Annotated in this window: 18 protein-coding genes; 12 read left to right on the forward strand and 6 right to left on the reverse strand. The window is 74.4% G+C overall.

The window, feature by feature from the left end; all coding sequences use genetic code 11:
* The first annotated feature begins 94 nt into the window (after positions 1-94).
* The gene (locus tag OIE69_RS24140) at positions 95-1,480 is read left to right on the forward strand and encodes a cystathionine beta-synthase (RefSeq protein ID WP_326581394.1); all 1,386 of its coding nucleotides are present in this window, start codon (positions 95-97) and stop codon (positions 1,478-1,480) included.
* Between the two features lie 356 nt (positions 1,481-1,836).
* Positions 1,837-2,658: an inositol monophosphatase family protein gene (locus OIE69_RS24145; protein WP_326575527.1), complete on the forward strand. Its 822-nt coding sequence runs from the start codon at positions 1,837-1,839 to the stop codon at positions 2,656-2,658.
* 54 nt (positions 2,659-2,712) lie between these two features.
* Here OIE69_RS24145 and OIE69_RS24150 read toward each other — a convergent pair whose 3' ends face one another.
* Positions 2,713-3,159: a hypothetical protein gene (locus OIE69_RS24150; protein WP_326575529.1), complete on the reverse strand. Its 447-nt coding sequence runs from the start codon at positions 3,157-3,159 to the stop codon at positions 2,713-2,715.
* Positions 3,160-3,245: 86 nt separating this feature from the next.
* On the opposite strand from OIE69_RS24150, the gene OIE69_RS24155 reads away from it, so the two are divergent.
* Together OIE69_RS24155 and OIE69_RS24160 are read left to right on the forward strand one after the other, a co-directional pair.
* Positions 3,246-4,598, forward strand: coding sequence for an acyl-CoA synthetase (locus OIE69_RS24155; RefSeq protein WP_326575531.1), 1,353 nt, complete (start codon positions 3,246-3,248; stop codon positions 4,596-4,598).
* A gap of 75 nt (positions 4,599-4,673) precedes the next feature.
* Positions 4,674-5,549: a MurR/RpiR family transcriptional regulator gene (locus OIE69_RS24160; protein ID WP_326575533.1), complete on the forward strand. Its 876-nt coding sequence runs from the start codon at positions 4,674-4,676 to the stop codon at positions 5,547-5,549.
* A 43-nt stretch (positions 5,550-5,592) separates the two neighbouring features.
* Here OIE69_RS24160 and OIE69_RS24165 read toward each other — a convergent pair whose 3' ends face one another.
* The 3 genes from OIE69_RS24165 to OIE69_RS24175 all read right to left on the reverse strand — a co-directional run bounded on the left by OIE69_RS24165 (position 5,593) and on the right by OIE69_RS24175 (position 8,450).
* Positions 5,593-6,813, reverse strand: coding sequence for a cytochrome P450 (locus tag OIE69_RS24165; protein ID WP_326575535.1), 1,221 nt, complete (start codon positions 6,811-6,813; stop codon positions 5,593-5,595).
* 73 nt (positions 6,814-6,886) lie between these two features.
* Entirely contained in the window at positions 6,887-8,251 is a 1,365-nt protein-coding gene (locus OIE69_RS24170) for an NAD(P)/FAD-dependent oxidoreductase (protein ID WP_326575537.1), read from the reverse strand.
* The gene (locus OIE69_RS24175; RefSeq protein ID WP_089222253.1) at positions 8,241-8,450 is read right to left on the reverse strand and encodes a ferredoxin; all 210 of its coding nucleotides are present in this window, start codon (positions 8,448-8,450) and stop codon (positions 8,241-8,243) included. Before OIE69_RS24175 ends, OIE69_RS24170 begins: the two co-directional genes overlap by 11 nt.
* Positions 8,451-8,602: 152 nt before the next feature.
* Between OIE69_RS24175 and OIE69_RS24180 the strand changes: the two genes are divergently transcribed.
* Positions 8,603-9,181 (forward strand): hypothetical protein, encoded by a 579-nt coding sequence (locus OIE69_RS24180; protein ID WP_326575540.1) that lies wholly within the window; start codon positions 8,603-8,605, stop codon positions 9,179-9,181.
* A gap of 26 nt (positions 9,182-9,207) precedes the next feature.
* Here the strand turns inward: OIE69_RS24180 and OIE69_RS24185 are convergent, their stop codons facing one another.
* Positions 9,208-10,497, reverse strand: a complete 1,290-nt coding sequence (locus OIE69_RS24185) for a type III PLP-dependent enzyme domain-containing protein (RefSeq protein ID WP_326575542.1) — start codon at positions 10,495-10,497, stop codon at positions 9,208-9,210.
* 201 nt (positions 10,498-10,698) lie between these two features.
* Between OIE69_RS24185 and hutU the strand changes: the two genes are divergently transcribed.
* Genes hutU through OIE69_RS24210 form a run of 5 tightly spaced genes read left to right on the forward strand, consistent with a single transcriptional unit; the run spans position 10,699 to position 16,531 of the window.
* On the forward strand, positions 10,699-12,384 hold the full coding sequence (gene hutU / locus OIE69_RS24190; protein WP_326575544.1) for a urocanate hydratase: 1,686 nt from the start codon (positions 10,699-10,701) through the stop codon (positions 12,382-12,384).
* Complete coding sequence (locus OIE69_RS24195; protein WP_326575546.1) at positions 12,381-13,589, forward strand: allantoate amidohydrolase; 1,209 nt, start codon at positions 12,381-12,383, stop codon at positions 13,587-13,589. Before hutU ends, OIE69_RS24195 begins: the two co-directional genes overlap by 4 nt.
* Positions 13,586-14,944 carry a formimidoylglutamate deiminase gene (locus tag OIE69_RS24200; protein ID WP_326581395.1) on the forward strand — a complete coding sequence of 453 codons (1,359 nt, stop codon included), beginning with the start codon at positions 13,586-13,588 and terminating at the stop codon, positions 14,942-14,944. The genes OIE69_RS24195 and OIE69_RS24200 overlap by 4 nt, the downstream gene beginning before the upstream one ends.
* The gene (gene hutI / locus OIE69_RS24205) at positions 14,941-16,113 is read left to right on the forward strand and encodes an imidazolonepropionase (protein WP_326575548.1); all 1,173 of its coding nucleotides are present in this window, start codon (positions 14,941-14,943) and stop codon (positions 16,111-16,113) included. Before OIE69_RS24200 ends, hutI begins: the two co-directional genes overlap by 4 nt.
* A 52-nt stretch (positions 16,114-16,165) precedes the next feature.
* The gene (locus OIE69_RS24210; protein WP_326575550.1) at positions 16,166-16,531 is read left to right on the forward strand and encodes a family 20 glycosylhydrolase; all 366 of its coding nucleotides are present in this window, start codon (positions 16,166-16,168) and stop codon (positions 16,529-16,531) included.
* 75 nt (positions 16,532-16,606) lie between these two features.
* Here the strand turns inward: OIE69_RS24210 and OIE69_RS24215 are convergent, their stop codons facing one another.
* Entirely contained in the window at positions 16,607-17,491 is an 885-nt protein-coding gene (locus tag OIE69_RS24215) for an RNA polymerase sigma factor SigF (RefSeq protein ID WP_326575552.1), read from the reverse strand.
* A 198-nt stretch (positions 17,492-17,689) separates the two neighbouring features.
* On the opposite strand from OIE69_RS24215, the gene OIE69_RS24220 reads away from it, so the two are divergent.
* Both OIE69_RS24220 and OIE69_RS24225 read left to right on the forward strand, forming a co-directional pair.
* Entirely contained in the window at positions 17,690-18,058 is a 369-nt protein-coding gene (locus OIE69_RS24220) for an STAS domain-containing protein (RefSeq protein ID WP_089222248.1), read from the forward strand.
* A gap of 142 nt (positions 18,059-18,200) precedes the next feature.
* A complete protein-coding gene (locus tag OIE69_RS24225; RefSeq protein WP_326575554.1) occupies positions 18,201-18,692 on the forward strand; it encodes an ATP-binding protein in 492 nt (163 codons plus the stop codon).
* Positions 18,693-18,787: the final 95 nt, after the last annotated feature.

Raw genomic sequence — 18,787 nt, forward strand, 5'->3', positions numbered from 1 at the left:
GTGAAGCATGCGGGGCCCGGTCCCGGCAGGGGCGGTCCCGTGCGGGAAAACCGCTTACCCTGGCCTCACAATCACGGAGAACCCGGAGACAATGGTGCAGTTCCACGACTCGATGATCAGCCTCGTCGGCAACACCCCGCTGGTGAGGCTCAACAGCGTGACGGCAGGAATCCAGGCGACCGTCCTGGCCAAGGTCGAGTACTTCAACCCCGGTGGTTCGGTCAAGGACCGCATCGCGCTGCGGATGATCGAGGCCGCGGAGAAGAGCGGCGAACTCAGGCCCGGCGGCACGATCGTGGAGCCCACCTCGGGCAACACGGGCGTCGGCCTGGCGATCGTGGCCCAGCAGAAGGGCTACCACTGCATCTTCGTCTGCCCTGACAAGGTCTCCGCGGACAAGATCAACGTCATGCGCGCCTACGGCGCCGAGGTCGTGGTCTGCCCCACCGCCGTGGACCCCGAGCACCCGGACTCGTACTACAACGTCTCCGACCGGCTGGTGCGCGAGACCCCGAACGCCTGGAAGCCGGACCAGTACAGCAACCCCAACAACCCGGCCTCGCACTACCACTCCACCGGCCCTGAGCTGTGGGAGCAGACCGAGGGGAAGATCACGCACTTCGTGGCGGGCGTCGGCACCGGCGGCACCATCTCCGGCACCGGCCGCTACCTGAAGGACGCCTCGGACGGCAGGGTGAAGGTCGTCGGCGCCGACCCGGAGGGCTCCGTCTACAGCGGCGGCTCGGGCCGCCCGTACCTCGTCGAGGGCGTCGGTGAGGACTTCTGGCCCACCGCCTACGACCGCACCGTCGCGGACGAGATCGTCGCGGTCTCGGACAAGGACTCCTTCCAGATGACCCGCCGCCTCGCCAAGGAGGAGGGCCTGCTCGTCGGCGGCTCCTGCGGCATGGCCGTCGTCGCGGCGCTGCGCGTGGCCGAGCGGCTCGGCCCGGACGACGTCGTCGTCGTCCTGCTGCCGGACTCCGGCCGCGGCTACCTGTCGAAGATCTTCAACGACGAGTGGATGGCCGACTACGGCTTCCTGGAGGAGGGCACCGGCCAGGCCCGCGTCTCCGACGTGCTGGACCGCAAGGACGGCGGCATCCCGCACCTGGTGCACATGCACCCCGAGGAGACGGTCGGCCAGGCCATCGAGGTGCTGCGCGAGTACGGCGTCTCGCAGATGCCGATCGTGAAGCCGGGCGCCGGCCACCCCGACGTCATGGCCGCCGAGGTCATCGGCTCCGTCGTGGAGCGGGAGCTGCTCGACGCGCTGTTCACCAAGCGCGCCACCCTCGACGACCCGCTGGAGCGGCACATGAGCGCGCCGCTGCCGCAGGTGGGCTCCGGCGAGCCGGTCGGCGACCTGATGACCGTGCTGGGCTCGGCCGACGCCGCGATCGTGCTGGTCGAGGGCAAGCCGACGGGCGTGGTCAGCCGCCAGGACCTGCTCGCCTTCCTCGCCGAGGAGGCCAAGTAGCGGCACCCGGGACGTCCCCGGGCGGCTCCGCCGCAGGTTCGCGGAAGTGGTACACCCACGTCACGTGCCCGCAGCACGCCCTTAACACGGCTCCGGCACATTGGTGGATGTCGGCGGACGGCGCACCGGTCGCCCGGCCGACACCACGGATGTGGCACCAAGGACCTCCGGAGCGGCTCCCGGACTTCCATGGTGACCCCAGGACGCGTGGCCCGGCCCTGATCCGGCCCGCGTCCCTCGCGGGGACCGCCGTCGTCCCGCCCCCCGGGTGACCGGGGGTGCGGCGGTTCCCGCGCAATCTGTGGAAGAGCGGTCCGCGCCGACGCGCGGGCCGCTCTTCTGGTTGAGTGGCCGCCGTGATCAGCGCACAGACGTTCGCAGCCGTCGAGGAGTCCATACGCACCGTGGCCGACGAGGAGGCGCTCGCCCGCTTCGGCCGCCTCGCCGAGGGCGACGTCGACGAGAAGAAGGGCCCGCTGGACCTCGTCACGGTCGCCGACCGCCGTGTCGAGGAACGTCTCACCCGTACGCTCACCCGCCTGCTGCCGGGCTCCGCCGTCATCGGCGAGGAGGCCGTGCACGCCGATCCCGCGCTGCTCGGGGCGCTGCTGGGCGAGGATCCCGTCTGGATCGTCGACCCGGTCGACGGCACCTCCAACTTCGTCCGCGGCGACTCCGCGTTCGTCACCCAGGTCGCCCTCGCCGCGCGCGGTGAGCTGCTCGCCTCCTGGACGTACCGGCCCGTCGAAGGGATCCTCGCCACCGCCCGGCGCGGCGAGGGCGCGCAGGCGGGCGGCCGGCCGCTGCGGGCGGCCCCCGGCGGCGCGCCGGACGCGGACGAGGTGCTGCTGGTGGCCGGCGCCCGGCCCGCGCACCTCACCGCCGACCAGCACCGGCGGCTGTACGAGCTGGGGGCGGCGCACGGCGTCAAGCCCTGGGCGAGCGGCTCCGCCGGCTGCGACTACCTCGACGTCGCGCTCGGGCGGCTGGACGCGGCCACCTACGCCTACGACAACCCCTGGGACCACTCCGCCGGCATCCTGCTGGTCGCCGAGACGGGCGGAACGGTGCTCGGCGCGGACGGGCTGCCGTTCCGCATGGCCGCCGGGCCGCTGCCCTTCGCCGCGGCGCGCGACGAGAGCGCGGCCCGCCGGGTCGTGGCGCTGCTCACCGCGTAGGGCCGCGGGAAGGCGGCCGGCGCCGCGGACCACGGCGCGCCCGCCGCCGGGCGGTCAGTCCTCCCAGGCGTCCGGGTCCTTGCCGCGGCGCGGGGCGGCGCTGCGCTCGTGGAACAGCCAGCCCAGCGAATGGGCGGCGTTGACGGCGACGATGCCGATCCAGGCGACGAGCAGCCCCGCCAGGTCGGCCTTGTCGGCCGCGATGGCGGACAGCGGGATGGCCATGATCAAGGAGAACGCCCCGAAGCCGTAGCGGGCGCCGAAACGGCTGCCGTCCCGGCCGCGCGCCTCCGGGCCGACCCGGCGGCCGGCCCGGGCGAACGCCGTCTGGCTCTCGGCCAGTTCGCGGCGCACCTGCCGCTCGACCTGGGAGTCGATGCGCCGGTCCATCTTCTCCAGGAAGGAGTCGATGAGGGCCGACTCGTACTCCTCCCCCAGGTCCTTGCGCGCCTGGATGGTGGCGGCGAATTCCTTCTCGAGCTCTGGGTCACGGGCGTCCATGACACGACCGTACGGACCGCGCCGCCCCGGGGCACTGGGGGAAACCCCCGAACCTTCTCAGGGGTCGCCCCCAGTAGGGTCGTCCCGTGACCGGACCCGTGCCGCGCCTGCTGACCGCCCTCCACCACGCCCCGTCCGACCGCCCGGACGCGGTCACCGTCGACGGACGCACCTGCTCGCGCGAGGAACTGCTCGGCGCCGCGGGCGCCTTCGCGGCGCGCGTCGCGGGTGCCCCGGCGGTCGCGGTGCACGCGACGCCGTCCCTGGAGACGGTCGCGGCGGTCGTCGGCGGTCTCCTGGCGGGCGTCCCGGTCGTCCCGGTGCCTCCCGACGCGGGGCCGGCCGAGCGCGACCACATCCTGCGCGACTCCGGGGCCGTGCAGGCGCCCCCGGCCGTCCTCACCGAGCGCCGGTCCTGGGACGGCCCCGAGCCGGACCCGGACACCACGGCCCTCGTCCTGTACACCTCCGGCACCACCGGGGCGCCCAAGGGCGTCCTCGTCCCGCGCCGCGCGGTCGCCGCCGACCTGGACGCCCTCGCCGGGGCCTGGGAGTGGACGCCGGAGGACACCCTCGTCCACGGGCTGCCGCTCTTCCACGTGCACGGTCTGGTGCTCGGCGTGCTCGGCGCGCTGCGCACCGGGAGCCGTCTGGTCCACACCGGCCGCCCGACGCCGCAGGCGTACGCGGCGGCGGGCGGCAGCCTGTACTTCGGCGTGCCGACCGTCTGGGGCCGGGTCGCGCGGGATACGGAGTCCGCCCGGGCGCTGAGCGGCGCCCGGCTGCTGGTCTCCGGCAGCGCGCCGCTGCCGGCGCCGGTCTTCCGCGACCTGGAGGCGCTGACCGGACAGCGGCCGGTCGAGCGCTACGGCATGACCGAGACCCTGATCACAGTCAGCACCCGGGCAGCCGGGGAGCGGCGCCCCGGCTCCGTCGGGCTGCCGCTGCCGGGGATCCGCACCCGGATCGCCGCGGAGCCGGGCGCGGAGATCGGCGAGCTCCAGCTCACCGGGCCCACCCTCTTCGACGGCTACCTGGGACGGCCGGAGGCGACCGCGGCCTCGTACACCGAGGACGGCTGGTTCCGCACCGGGGACATCGCGGCGATCGAGCCGGACGGCATGCACCGGATCGTCGGCCGGGCGTCCACCGACCTGATCAAGTCCGGCGGCTACCGGATCGGCGCGGGCGAGGTGGAGAACGCCCTGCTGGACCACCCCGCGGTGCGCGAGGCGGCCGTGGTGGGCGCCCCGCACGCCGACCTCGGCCAGGAGATCGTGGCCTACGTGGTGGCGGACGGGGTCGGCGAACGCGAGCTGATCGACTTCGTGGCCGGCCACCTGTCGGCGCACAAACGCCCCCGCAAGGTCCGCTTCCTGACCGAACTGCCGCGCAACGCGATGGGCAAACCGCAGAAGAAGCTGCTGCCGCCCGCGTGAGCCCGGGCGCCTTGCCCTCCTGTATGGAATCATGCAGAGTCATCGGCACATGAATGGCCGAGCGGAGAGGGCGTCATGGCCACCGAGAACGCCACCGGAGCCGACGGGACGGACACCGCGTCGGCGCGCCTGGTGAAGCTGTTCGAAGCGCACCGGCTCACGCCCACCCAGCGCCGTATCGCCCACTGCCTCGTCCGCCGGGCCGCCGACGCGCCCTTCCTGTCCAGCGTCGAGGTGGCGGAACTCGCCGGGGTGAGCCAGCCCTCCGTGACCCGCTTCGCCGTCGCGCTCGGCTTCGACGGCTACCCCGCGCTCCGCCGCCACCTGCGCGAGGTCGTCCCCGCCGCGGGGCCCCAGGGGCAGCCGGCCGGGGACGCGTACAACGAGTACCAGGAAGCGGTGCAGGCCGAGATCGAGAACCTGCGGCACCTCGCGGCGCTGCTCGCCGACCCGGCCCCCGTCGCCCGCGCGGGCGCCCTGCTCGCCGCGTCCCGGCCGCTGCCCGTGCTGGGGCTGCGCGCCGCGGCCGCCCAGGCCCGGGGCTTCTGCTACTTCGCGGCCAAGGTGCACCCCGACGTCCGCCTCCTCGACGAGGCCGGCAGCATGCTCGCCGACCGCGTCGACGCGGCCGTGAGGGCCGGGGCGAGCGCCCTGCTGTGCTTCGCGCTGCCCCGGCACCCGCGCGAGGTGGTCGAGGCCCTGGAGTACGCCCGCTCGTGCGGGCTCACCGTCGTCACCGTCGCCGACAGCGCCTTCGCGCCGGTCGCCGCCCACTCGGACGTCCTGCTCCCGGCGGCCGTCGGCACAGGGCTCGCCTTCGACACCGCGTGCGCGCCGATGCTGCTCGGGCGGGTGCTGCTGGAGGCGATGTGCGACGGGCTGCCGGACGCGCAGGCGCGGCTGGAGGAGTTCGACGCCAAGGCCGCCGCGGAGGGCCTGTTCGTGGAGTGACCCGGGACCGGGTCCGGCCCATGGTCAGGCGCGCACCCCGTGGTCAGGCGCGCACCCCGTCGTGCTCCACGAGCAGATGGCGGGGACCGCGCAGCACCGGACTGCGCCGGTACGGGGGCGGGTCGTCCACCAGCCGGGGGCCGTCCAGGGTGCGCAGCAGGGCGGTGAGGGCGATCTGCGCCTCCAGCCGGGCGAGCGGCGCCCCGAAGCAGCTGTGGACGCCGCTGCCGAAGCCCAGGTGCTGGTTGTCCGTGCGCTGCGGGTCGAACCGGTCCGCGTCGCGGAACCGCTGCGGATCGCGGCTGCCGGAGGCGAGCACCAGGATCAGCGGCGCCCCCTTGGGCACGGTGACCCCCGCGATCTCGACGTCCACCAGCGGGGTGCGCTGGGGCAGCATCTGCACGGGCGGCTCGAACCGCAGCAGTTCCTCCACCGCCTGCGGCATCAGGGCCGGTTCGCGGCGCAGCAGTTCCAGCTGGTCGGGCCGGCGCAGCAGGGTGAGCATCCCGTTGGTGATCAGGTTGACGGTGGTCTCGTGCCCGGCGACGAGCAGCAGCACCGAGGTGACCATCAGCTCGATCGGGGTCAGCCCGCCGGCCGGGTCCTGGTCGTTGACGAACGCCGACAGCAGGTCGTCGGAGGGCTTGCCGCGCCGCGCCTCGGCCAGCCCGCCCAGGTAGACCCCCATCGCCCGGCGGGCCTCGGTGGCGGCCTGCGTGCGCTCGGTGGGGTCCTGGTCGGGGTTGAGGTCCAGTCCGCCGACGATCGCGTCGGACCAGCCGCGGAACTTCGGCTCGTCCTCCTGGGGCACGCCCAGCAGCCGGCAGATCACGGTGACGGGGAGCGGGTAGGCGAAGTCGTCGACGACGTCGACGCGCTGCCTGCCGCGGAGCCCGGCGACGAGTTCGTCGGCGATGCGGACGAGCTCGCCGTGCATGGCGTCCACCCGGCCGGGGGTGTGCGGCGGGCCGAAGGGCCGCATCGCGGTGCGGCGGAGCCGGTCGTGCTCGGGGTCGTCCAGGCCGATGAAGGACGGCGCCAGTTCCGCGGCCAGCCGGGCCTCCTCCGGGTCGCTGCGGTGGCGCCGGTCGGAGCTGATCCGCGGGTCGTGGAGCAGGGCCGTGATCTCGTGGTACGTGCCGACGAGATAGCTGCCGTCGTCCTGCGGCGCCACCTTGCTCTCGCGGAGTTCGGCGTACAGCGGGTACGGATCGGGCCGGCTGGCGTAGTCGGTGATCCTTCGGAACAGCGTGTCCGCAGCCATGCGCGGGAGCTCCTCGTCGTCGTGGGCCCCGGCGTCCTGCCACGGCCCGTCCGCGGTGCGGTCGGCGGCGGCCTCAGCCGCCGGGACGCACCAGGGTCAGGCGCCGGTCCGGCAGATGACCGGTGAGGGCGACCGTCGGGCCGTGCGAGAGCACCGCGGGGTCGGGTACGTCGGACGGCAGGGGGATCATCGGGGCGGTGCGGTCGGCGGCCCCGGGCTCGGGCGGGAACGGCGCGGCCGTCTCGATCAGGTTCTGGTAGTACTCCAGCCACTTGGCCCGGTTCACCGACACCGCCGCCGTGATGCGGCCCTTGTAGCCGTAGACGACGACCAGCCGGGCCTCGCGCAGCGAGCCCTGGGCGACGACGACCTGGTCGGAGTAGGTGGGCACGCCCACCGACTTGATGTTGTGGCCGAACTGGCTGGACCAGAAGGTCGGCACCGCCAGGTGCGGCCGCCGGAAGGGCCCCGCGCTGACCATGTTGTGCGCCGCCACCTCGGCCTGCGCGACCGCGTTGCCCCAGTGCTCCAGGGCGATCAGCTGGTAGCCGAAGAGCGGGTGCGGGAAGCGGGCCACGTCTCCGGCGACGAACACGTCGTCGGTGACGATGCCGTACATGTTGAAGGCGCGGCAGCCGGCGTCGCACGTCACGCCGCGCGGGCCCGCGGCCAGGCCCGACTCGGCCAGCCACTCGGTGTTGCGGACGGCGCCGAGGGCGACCACCGCCACGTCCGCCTCGACGGTGCTCCCGTCCGAGAGCCGGGCGCCGGTCAGCCGGCCGTCACCCTCCAGTGAGGTGACCTGCACCCCGCAGCGGAGGTCGACCCCGTGCCTGCGGTGCATCTCCGCGGCGACCGCGGCGAGCGTCCCGCCGAGCGCGCCCACCAGGGGCGCGGGCCCGCGCTCCACCACGGTCACGGGGATGTCCCGCTCCCGGCAGGCGGAGGCGATCTCCGAGCCGGTGAACCCGGCGCCGATCACCAGCACCCGCCGGGGCCCGGCGTCCAGCCGCTCGGCGAGCCCGGCCGCGTCGTCGCTGGTCCGCAGCGCGAACACGCCGTCCAGGGCGGCCTCGGCGGGGTTCGGCCAGGGCCGCGCGCGGGTGCCGGTGGCGATCAGCAGGCGGTCGTACGGCACTTCCTCGCCGTTCGCGAGGAAGACCCGCTTGCCCATCCCGTCGACCCCCGTGGCGGCGACGCCCAGCTTCCACTGCGCGTCCACCGGGCGGCGCGCGGGGAGCCCGGTCCCCGTCGCGGGCACCCGGCCGAGCAGCACCTGCTTGGACAGCGGCGGCCGGTCGTACGGCGGATGCGGCTCGTCGCCCACCAGGGTCAGCGACCCCTCGAACCCCTCGTCGCGCAGTGTCTCGGCGGCCCGCAGACCGGCCAGGGACGCGCCGACGACGACGATGCGCCCGTCGCGCAGCTCACCGGACATCGGCACCAGCCGCCCCGCCCACGAGGATGGCCTGCACCGGGCACGCCACCGCGGCCCGGTGGACGCGCTCCTGCTGGTCCTCCGGGACGGCCGGGACGTACAGCAGCGCCTCCTCGCCGTGCAGCTCGAAGACCTCGGGAGCGAGGAACGCGCACTGCGCGTACGCCTGGCAGCGATTGAGGTCGACCACGATGTTCATACGCACCACTCCAGCCCCAGAGGCCCCTGGTTTCAGTGGTATCACTGCCTCCGGGGCCCCGCATGCGGTGCCGTTCTCACGGAATTCTGATGTTCCGTGAGTAACCTCCCTCTCCAGCACTCTCGGATCGAGCCGTGGAGGAGGAGGCAGCGGTGGTGCGTGGAGCGTACGTGCTGGCACGGGTGGCGGTCCTGGTGCGGGTGCCGGGGCGGTGGTTGTGGTGGCTGGGGGTGGTGGCCGCGGGCGTCGGGGTCTTCGTGCCCGGACTGACCGGCCGCCGCATCGGGGTGCTGGGCGGTGCGGCGCTCTTCGTGGTCGCGGCCGTGGTGGCCTTCCTGGCGCGCCGGCGGCGGTACACGGCCCTCGCGGAGGAGGCCGAGCGCGCGCCCCGGAGCGTCTTCCTGCAGGACCGCCGGGTGACCGCCCGCGCCTGGGTCCGGGCCCGCCGGTGGTGGCTGCTCGGGGCGTTCGCGGCGGCCCTCGCGTCCGGCGTCGCGGCGCCGGCGGCGGCGGGGATGCTGCTCGCGGGCGCCGGGGCGGGGCTGTGGGCGAAGGCGGTGCGCCTGGGGCGCTGGGAGCGGGCGCACGACACGCTGCTGTGGGTCCGGCCCGAGCACGCGGGACGCGGTCCCGCCGCCCGGTCCGTCCCCGGTTACGAGGCCACCGGGCCGGTGGCCGGCGACGCCGGTCCCGGCGGCTCACCCCGCCGCCGCGTCGCGGCGGCCGGCTGAGCCGTCCGGGTGACGGCGGCGCCGGTTCAGCCGCCGCTCTCCCGTACGAGGTCCTCGAGGGTCTGCGCGCGGCGCAGGGTGCGGAAGGCCGGGCCGGGCCCGGAGTAGCCGTGGACGGCGGGGCGGGGCAGCGAGTTGTACGAGAAGTGCGTCGAGAAGTAGTACGCCCCCGTGTCGGGCAGCGCCACGAGGTCGCCCTCGGCGAGCAGCGGCAGCTCGCGCGCCGTCGCGACGAGGTCGCCCGCGAAGCAGCACGGCCCGGCGACGTCCTGGACGACCGGCTCGCCGTCCTTGGGCCGCCCCTTCGGGTCCAGCGCCAGTACCCGCAGCGGCCAGGCGCCGGGCGCGAAGACCGTACGCGTGGCGACCTGGGCGCCGGCGTGCGTCACGGCGATCGCCCGGCCCCCGGCGCTCTTGGCGTACTCCACCCGCGCCAGGATCGTGCCCTGCTTGGCCACCAGCGACCGCCCGAACTCCGTCACCAGCGCGTACCGCCCGTCGAAGAGCCCGGGCACGGCGGCGCGGAGTGCGTCGGCGTAGGCGCGGAAGCCCGGCCGGACCTCGTCGGAGGCGAAGTTGACCGGCAGGCCGCCGCCGATGTCGAGGGTGGTGACCTGCCGCCGCCCCGCCGCCGTGTTGATCCGCTCGGCGAGCTCGTAGGCCGCGCGGACGCCGGCCGCCATCAGTTCCAGGGGCACGCCCTGCGACCCGGTGTGGGTGTGCAGCCGGGTCAGCCAGGGCCGGTCGAGGTAGGCGCGGACCACCCAGTCCACCGCGCCCTCGTCGCGCAGGGCGACGCCGAACTTCGACGTGGCGGTGGCCGTGCTCATCGCCCCGATGCTGCCCGCGCCGACCTGGGGGTTGACGCGCAGACCCAGCGGGGCGGCGGTGGTGCCGGGCGGCACCAGCCGGTCCAGGCGCGCCAGTTCCTGCGGGTTGTCGGCGTTGAGCGCGATGCCGAGGGCCAGCGCCTCCCGGAGTTCGTCCGGGGTCTTGGCGGGGGAGTCCAGCACGATCCTGCCGGGGGGTACGCCCGCCGCCCGGGCCAGGGCGAGCTCGCCGGGGCTGGCGACCTCCGCGCCGACGCCCTCCTCGGACAGCAGCCGCAGCACCGGCACCAGCGAGGCCGCCTTGACCGCGAAGGTGTGGGTGACCTCCACCCCGGGGGTGGCGAAGGCCGCCCGCAGATCGGCGGCGGCCGCCCGGACCCCGTCCAGGTCGAGCAGTCCGACCACGGGCCGGTCCGGGCCGATCAGACCCCGCTCGACCGCCGCGCGCAGTGCCCGTTCCCGTCGTGCCGCAGGTTCCTCGGTCATACGGCCATCGTGTCAGGCCCGGGCCGGCCGGGGCGGGCCCGTGAGGGGCGGGCCCCGGGCGGGTACGACCTGCCCGAGGGGGAACATGACCCGGGAACGTCCCCGCGGCAGGCCCAGGAGAGGCACGGCGACCCGGTTGACTAGTGCTATTCAGCAGACCAGGATGTGAATGACTCAATCCAGTCGCGAGGAGGCAGGGGCATGACCGGAACCGGCGCCGGACCGAGGACCGTACGCGCACCGCGCGGCAGCGCGCTCACGACGCAGGGCTGGCAGCAGGAAGCCGCACTGCGCATGCTGCAGAACAACCTCGACCCCGAGGTCGCCGAGCACCCCGAGAAGCTGGTCGTCTACGGCGGCACCGGCAAGGCCGCCCGCGACTGGCGGTCCTTCGACGCCATGGTGCGGACCCTCCAGAGCCTCAAGCAGGACGAGACGATGCTCGTCCAGTCCGGCCGCCCGGTCGGCGTGATGCAGACCCACGAGTGGGCGCCGCGCGTGCTCATCGCCAACTCCAACCTCGTGGGCGACTGGGCCAACTGGGAGGAGTTCCGCCGCCTGGAGGCGCTGGGCCTGACCATGTACGGCCAGATGACCGCCGGTTCCTGGATCTACATCGGCACCCAGGGCATCCTGCAGGGCACCTACGAGACCTTCGCCGCCGTCGCCGAGAAGAAGTTCGGCGGCAGCCTGGCCGGCACCATCACCCTCACCGCCGGACTCGGCGGCATGGGCGGCGCCCAGCCGCTCGCCGTCACCATGAACGGCGGCGTCGCGATCTGCATCGACGTCGACCCGCGCGCCATCGAGCGCCGCATCGAGCACCGCTACCTGGACGTGCGCGCCGACTCCCTGGAGCACGCCCTCGCGCTGGCCACCGAGGCCCGCGACCGGCGCAAGCCGCTGAGCATCGGCGTCCTCGGCAACGCCGCCGAGCTGGTGCCGCAGCTGCTGGCCATGGACGCGCCCATCGACATCGTCACCGACCAGACCTCCGCCCACGACCCGCTGGCGTACCTGCCGATCGGCGTCGACTTCGAGGACATGGCCTCGTACGCCGCTGAGAAGCCCGCCGAGTTCACCCAGCGGGCCCGCGAGGCGATGGCCAGGCACGTCGAGGCGATGGTCGGCTTCATGGACGCGGGCGCCGAGGTCTTCGACTACGGCAACTCCATCCGCGGCGAGGCCCAGCTCGCGGGCTACGAGCGGGCGTTCGCCTTCCCCGGCTTCGTCCCGGCCTACATCCGCCCGCTGTTCTGCGAGGGCAAGGGCCCCTTCCGCTGGGCGGCGCTGTCCGGCGACCCGGCCGACATCGCCAAGACCGACAAGGCGATCCTGGAGCTCTTCCCGGAGAACGAGTCGCTGGCCCGCTGGATCAAGATGGCCGGTGAGCGCGTCCACTTCCAGGGCCTGCCCGCGCGCATCTGCTGGCTCGGCTACGGCGAGCGCGACAAGGCCGGCGAGCGCTTCAACGAGATGGTCGCCGACGGCACCCTGGCCGCCCCGGTCGTCATCGGCCGCGACCACCTCGACGCGGGCTCCGTGGCCTCCCCGTACCGCGAGACCGAGGCCATGCTAGACGGCTCGGACGCCATCGCCGACTGGCCGCTGCTCAACGCCATGGTCAACGTCGCCTCCGGCGCCTCCTGGGTCTCCATCCACCACGGCGGCGGCGTCGGCATCGGCCGCTCCATCCACGCCGGCCAGGTCACCGTCGCCGACGGCACCAAGCTGGCGGGCGAGAAGATCCGCCGCGTGCTCACCAACGACCCCGGCATGGGTGTCATCCGGCACGTCGACGCCGGGTACGAGCGCGCCGAGGAGGTCGCCGCCGAGCGCGGTGTGCGGGTTCCGATGCGCGAGGGCGCCGAAGGCGGGGAGGCGTGACCTCCTCGTTCCACGGGATGTGGACGGAGTTGCGGCCCATCGGCCGCGACTCCGGCTCCGGGGGCTACCGCCGCTACGCCTGGACCGGCGCGGACACCGACTGCCGCGCCTGGTTCCGGGCGCAGGCCGAGAGCCGCGGTCTGGCGTACGAGCTGGACCGCAACGGCAACCAGTGGGCCTGGCTCGGCGATGCCACCGCCGGGGACGCCGTCGTCACCGGTTCGCACCTGGACTCGGTGCCCGACGGCGGCGCCTTCGACGGCCCGCTCGGCGTCGTGTCGTCCTTCGCGGCGCTGGACGAGCTGCGCGCCCGCGGCGCCGCCCCCGTCAGGCCGCTGGCGATCGTCAACTTCGGCGACGAGGAGGGCGCCCGCTTCGGGCTGGCCTGCGTCGGCTCCCGGCTGACCGCCGGGCAGCTGTCCGCCGAGAAGGCCCGGGAGCTGCGCGACGGCGACGGGGTCACCCTCGCGCAGGCCATGGAACGCGCCGGGCACGACCCCGAGGCGATCGGCCCCGACCCCGAACGCCTCGCCCGCATCGGCGCGTTCGTCGAACTGCACGTGGAGCAGGGCCGCGCCCTGGCCGACACCCCGCACGCCGTGGGCGTCGCCTCCGCCATCTGGCCGCACGGCCGCTGGCGGTTCGACTTCCGCGGCGAGGCCAACCACGCGGGCACCACCCGCCTGGAGGACCGCCGCGACCCGATGCTGACGTACGCCAACACCGTGCTGGCGGCCCGCAAGAAGGCGCGGCTCGCCGGGGCGCTGGCCACCTTCGGCAAGGTCGGCGTCGAGCCCAACGGCGTCAACGCCATCGCCTCCCTCGTGCGCGGCTGGCTGGACTCGCGCGCCGCCGACGAGGCCACCCTGGCCGAGGTCGTCGGCGAGATCGAGCGTGCCGCGGTCGAGCGGGGCGAGCGCGACGGCGTCCGGGTGGAGGTCACCCGGGAGTCCTTCACCCCGGTCGTGGAGTTCGCGCACGGCCTGCGCGACGAGCTCGTCAAGCTGCTGGGGGACGTGCCCGTGCTGCCGACCGGCGCGGGACACGACGCCGGCATCCTCTCCGAGGCCGTCCCGACCGCCATGCTGTTCGTACGGAACCCCACCGGGGTCTCGCACTCCCCGGCCGAGACGGCCACCGAGGACGACTGCCTGGCCGGGGTGACCGCACTCGCCGACGTACTGGAGGGCCTGGCGTGTCGCTGACGCCGCAGAGCTACTGGGCCGAGTACGCGTGGACGGGCGGCCGCGTCGAACGGGGCGTGGTCGTCGACACCGCCGCCGACGGCCGGATCGCCGCCGTGCGCACCGGGGCCGCCGCACCGCCCGTCGGGGCCGTGACGCTGCGCGGGCTCACCCTGCCGGGCCTGGCCAACGCACACAGCCACGCCTTCCACCGGGCCCTGCGCGGCACCGTGCAGCAGGGCAGCGGCACCTTCTGGACCTGGCGCGAGGCCATGTACCGGGTGGCGGCCGCGCTCACCCCCGACACGTACTTCGACCTCGCCCGCGCCGCGTACGCGGAGATGGCCCTGGCGGGCATCACCTGCGTCGGCGAGTTCCACTACGTGCACCACCGGCCGGGCGGCGCGCCCTACGAGGAGCCCAACGCCATGGGCGAGGCGCTGATCGCCGCCGCCGCCGAGGCGGGCATCCGGATCACCCTCCTCGACACCGCCTACCTCTCCTCCGGCTTCGGCGCCGCCCCAGAACCGCACCAGCTGCGCTTCAGCGACGTCGACGCCGAGGCGTGGGCCGAACGCGCCTCCGCCCTCGCCGACCGGCCGCACGCGCGGATCGGCGCGGCTGTCCACTCGGTGCGCGCGGTGCCCGCCGCCCAGCTGGCCACCGTCGTGCGCTGGGCCGAGGACCGCCAGGCGCCGCTGCACGTCCACCTGTCCGAGCAGCCCGCCGAGAACGAGGCCTGCCACGCGGCGCACGGCGTCACCCCCACCCGGCTCCTCGCCGACCACGGCGTGCTCGGCCCGCGCACCTCGGCCGTGCACGCCACGCACCTCACGGACGAGGACATCGCGCTGCTCGGCGGCTCCGGCACCACGATCTGCATGTGCCCCACCACCGAACGGGACCTCGCCGACGGGATCGGCCCGGCGAAGCGGCTGCAGGAGGCGGGCAGCCCGCTCAGCCTCGGCAGCGACAGCCACGCCGTGATCGACCTGTTCGAGGAGGCCCGGGCCATGGAGCTGGACGAGCGGCTGCGCACCCGCACCCGCGGGCACTGGACCGCCGCCCGGCTGCTGCGCGCCGCCACCGCCGACGGCCACGCCTCGCTCGGCTGGGCCGACGCCGGGCGGCTGGAGGCGGGCGCGTTCGCCGACTTCACCACCATCGCGCTGGACAGCGCGCGCACCGCGGGCCCCCCGGCCCGGCTCGGCGCCGAGACCGCCGTCTTCGCGGCCACCGGGGCCGACGTCCGCCACACGGTGGTCGGCGGCCGCCACGTCGTCCGCGACGGCGCGCACCAGCTCGTCCACGACGTGGGCGCGGCCCTGGCCGCCGCGATCTCCGCCGTCCCCGCCGCCGAAGGAAACCCGTCATGAGCAGCAGCGTCATCACCCACATCGGCAGCCTGGTCACCAACGACCCGGCGCTCGGGGAGGGCCCGCTCGGGCTGCTGGAGGATGCGGCCGTCGTCATCGACGGCGAGCACGTGGCCTGGGTCGGCCCCTCCGCCGCGGCGCCCGCAGCGGACGAGTCGTACGACGCGGCAGGACGGGCCGTCATCCCCGGCTTCGTCGACTCCCACTCGCACCTGGTCTTCGCCGGCGACCGCACCCGCGAGTTCAACGCCCGCATGTCCGGTCAGGCGTACACCGCGGGCGGCATCCGCACCACCGTCGCCGCCACCCGCGCGGCGAGCGACGAGGAACTGCACGCCAACGTCGCCCGCTACGTCGCCGAGGCCCTGCGCCAGGGCACCACCACCATCGAGACCAAGTCCGGCTACGGCCTCACCCCGCACGACGAGGCCCGCGCCCTGCGCATCGCGGGCGACCACGCCGACGAGGTCACCTTCCTCGGCGCGCACATCGTCGCCCCCGAGTACGCCGACGACCCGGCCGGCTACGTCGACCTGGTGACCGGCCCCATGCTCGACGCCTGCGCCCCGTACGCCCGTTGGGTCGACGTCTTCTGCGAGCGCGGCGCCTTCGACGGCGACCAGGCCCGCGCGATCCTCACCGCCGGCGCCGCCCGCGGCCTGGTGCCCCGGGTGCACGCCAACCAGCTCGGCCACGGCCCGGGCGTGCAGCTCGCCGTGGAGCTGGACGCGGCCTCCGCCGACCACTGCACCCACCTCACCGACGCCGACGTCGACGCGCTCGCGAACGGCCGCACGGTGGCGACGCTGCTGCCCGGCGCCGAGTTCTCCACCCGCGCGGTCTACCCCGACGCGCGGCGGCTGATCGACGCGGGCGCCACCGTCGCGCTGTCCACGGACTGCAACCCCGGCTCCTCCTTCACCAGTTCCATGCCCTTCTGCGTGGCCGTCGCCGTGCGGGACATGCGGATGACCCCCGACGAGGCGGTGCGGGCCGCGACCCTCGGCGGGGCGCTGGCGCTGCGCCGGGACGACGTCGGACGGCTCGCGCCCGGCGCGCGGGCCGACGTGGTCGTGCTGGACGCCCCGTCGCACGTCCACCTCGCCTACCGGCCCGGTGTGCCGCTGGTGTCCGCCGTATGGCGGCGCGGGGTGCGCGAATCGATCTGACCCGCGCCAGGCGCGGGCGGGGTGCGGCCGTCCCGGCGGTGGACGTTCGGTGATGAGACGTCGAGGTGTGCTGACCGGCGCCCTGCTGTCGGCGGCGGCCACGGCCCCGTTCGCCACGGCGGCCGCCCGGGCGGGCACCCGGCTGGTCCTGTCGCCCGCGGACCGCGCCCACCTCGACATGAAGTACGACGAGGACACCCCGCTCGGCACCTCGTGGGCGGACCCGACCGACGTCCGGCGCGCCCACGACCGGGATCCCGCGGAGCTCGTCGCCGGCGTTCCGGCAGGCGCCGTCCTCGGTGTCGAGGCCCCGCTGGGGACCGAGACGATCACCAGCGGGGCCGACATCGAGTGCATGGCCTTCCTCCGCCTGCCCGCCCCGGCCGAACGCCGGCGCCGCGCCACCGGCCGGTCCTGAGAACGCCGAGGGCCCGGTGAGGGAAGTCTCACCGGGCCCACCGCGCCGTACCGGGGAAAGGGGAGGGGGAGCGGGTCACTCCTCCACGAGCAGCCCCCGCCGCAGACGCCCGAGGGTGCGGCTGAGCAGCCGCGACACATGCATCTGGGAGATGCCCAGCTCGACGCCGATCTCGGACTGCGTCATGTTGCCCACGAAGCGCAACGAGAGGATCTGCCGGTCGCGTGCCGGGAGCTCGGCGATCAGCGGCTTGAGGGACTCCACGTACTCGATCCCCTCCAGACCGTGGTCCTCGTAGCCGATGCGGTCGGCGAGCGCCCCTTCGGTGTCGTCCTCCTCGGGCTGGGCGTCCAGCGAGCTCGCGGTGTACGCGTTGCTCGCGCTCATGCCCTCGACGACCTCGGCCTCGGTGATCTGCAGCCGGTCGGCCAGCTCGGTGACGGTCGGCGCGCGGTCCAGCTGCTGAGCGAGCTCGTCACCGGCCTTGGCCAGGTCCAGCCGCAGCTCCTGCAGCCGCCTCGGCACCCGCACGGACCAGGAGGTGTCCCGGAAGAAGCGCTTGATCTCGCCGATGATGGTCGGCATCGCGAACGTGGGGAACTCGACCCCGCGGCTCAGCTCGAAGCGGTCGATGGCCTTGATCAGCCCGATCGTGCCCACCTGGATGATGTCCTCGACCGGCTCGCTGCGGGAGCGGAACCGGGAGGCGGCGAACTTCACCAGGGCGAGATTGAGCTCGACCAGGGTGTTGCGTACATAGCTGTACTCATAGGTGCCCTCCTCCAGCGTCTCGAGTCGCTGGAAGAGCGTCTTGGACAGGGCCCGTGCGTCGACCGGACCCACTTCGTCGAAGGGCGGGATCTCCGGGAGGTCCTCCAGGCCCTCCGGTGTTCCGTGTTCCTCGTGGACGCCGGCCTCGGTGGTCGCCGACGCGTCGTGCGCGTCGAGACGGGGTGCCATGCTCTCCTCCCTCGGGGTGCGGCGGCAGGGCAAGCGGAGCGTGAAATTCAGCCCACACTCAACGCCTACCCCGTTCGGCACGGATATTGCAACCCGGGGGACATCGATCTCCGGACGCCGCCGGAGCGACTACCACCCAGGTCAGGAAGCGCGTAGGGTGCGAGAAGCGGATCGCCGAGTCGTCCGGGAGGAGTGTGCATGGACCGCGAGATGGTCGACACGACCGGGCGTGACCGGCTGCACGTTTCCGTGCAGCGGTACGGCACGAAGGCGGTCGTCGCGCCCGCCGGTGAGCTGGACCACCACACCGCCGACCTGCTGCGCGAGCCGCTCGACACCCTGATCGAGGACGGCTTCGGCACCCTCGTGGTGGACTGCACGCAGCTGGAGTTCTGCGACTCCACCGGACTCAACGTCCTGCTCGGCACCCGGCTGAAGGCCGAGGCCGCGGGCGGTGCGGTCCATCTGGCCGGGATGAAGCCGGCCGTGGCCAAGGTGTTCGCCATCACCGGCGCCGAGGCCGTGTTCACCGTCCACGACACCCTGGACGACGCACTCAAGGAGTGACCCTCCGTGGCGGCTCCCCAAGGGGGGCGCCACGGCACGCCCTGTTTCGTCCGCACCCGGAGGTGTTCACCCGAGCGGCCCGGGCAGGAGAGATCTCGGGATCACTTCGGACACTGCCGGACATCGGTGAGTGGAGGCGCTGATGAGCACCACCCGGCCACCTGCGGCCGACGACCGCGGCCCGGACCCGGGCGATGCGGGAGTGCCGCCGCGCGGTCAGGACGGCGAGACGCGTCGGCTGTCACTTGCCGACGTGGCCGGCGTGGTGCCCAGCGCCCGTGACTTCACCCGCCGCGCACTCCACGACTGGGGCTGGCTGCCGGCCGACACCGCGGACCGCCGTGCGGCGGCCGAGGACGTCCTGCTGGTGGTCTCGGAACTGGTGACCAACGCCTGCCTGCACGCGGGCGGTCCCGAGGAGCTGCGGCTGTTCCGGCACGCCAAGGCCCTGCGCCTGGAGGTCGCCGACGGCGGCGCCGGCAGCCCCGCCCCGCGCACCCCGCACCGGGCCGGACGCCCCGGTGGGCACGGGATGTTCATAGTGCAGCGGCTCTGCCTGGACTGGGGGGTCGTGCGCCACGCCGACGGCCGGCCGGGCAAGACGGTCTGGGCCGAGGTCGCCTCCCCCGCCTGAGCCGGATCTCTTCCCCTCTCTCCCTCACGGGCGTACTGTCGCGCCACATCTGATGGATCGTCAGTAACTTCTGGGGGAAGGGAGACATCTGGTGT

Origin of the sequence: Actinacidiphila glaucinigra (assembly GCF_035918135.1) — a bacterium.
Lineage (GTDB): Bacteria > Actinomycetota > Actinomycetes > Streptomycetales > Streptomycetaceae > Actinacidiphila > Actinacidiphila glaucinigra.